The sequence below is a fragment of the Streptomyces sp. P17 genome, from assembly GCF_032436805.1.
GTDB lineage: Bacteria > Actinomycetota > Actinomycetes > Streptomycetales > Streptomycetaceae > Streptomyces.
The window spans coordinates 1-367 of sequence record NZ_JAVRBF010000432.1; the positions used below are offsets into that span (position 1 = coordinate 1).

Here is a 367-nt window from a genome sequence, read left to right on the forward strand (position 1 = left end):
GTTTCGAGCCTGTTTTTCCTGACCCCGGCGAGCACGGCTCTTATCGGTTGGTCCATGTTCGGCGAACAATTGTCAGCAATCACGCTGATGGGTGTGGCAATCGCTGCGGTGGGCGTCTTCATGGCGTCGCGCGGTTAGGCTCTGGCCGTTCCAACCACCGCCCGCACGCAAAAGTCCGCAATCGCTTCGACCTGGGCCAATTGATCGGCTTCAGACATGTCATTGATGCGGGCGATTGGGCCAACGAGCGCCTCGAACAGAGAACCGACGATGCAGGCTGACGAAACCTGCACGGGCTGATCCACAAAGGCCCCTTCACGGATACCCCTGTCGATGACGGTCTCGAATACGCGCATCAACTTCTGCC

2 protein-coding genes are annotated in these 367 nt (G+C 59.1%); one reads left to right on the top strand and one right to left on the bottom strand.

Translation table 11 applies throughout. The features are described 5' to 3' along the window. The first annotated feature begins 9 nt into the window (after positions 1–9). The gene (locus tag RMT89_RS46235; RefSeq protein ID WP_399498892.1) at positions 10–138 is read left to right on the top strand and encodes a hypothetical protein; all 129 of its coding nucleotides are present in this window, start codon (positions 10–12) and stop codon (positions 136–138) included. Here the strand turns inward: RMT89_RS46235 and RMT89_RS41610 are convergent. Beyond that, on the bottom strand, positions 135–367 hold a 233-nt coding region (locus tag RMT89_RS41610), incomplete at its 5' end, for a hypothetical protein (RefSeq protein ID WP_315888951.1). The two genes, RMT89_RS46235 and RMT89_RS41610, sit on opposite strands and share 4 nt — an antisense overlap.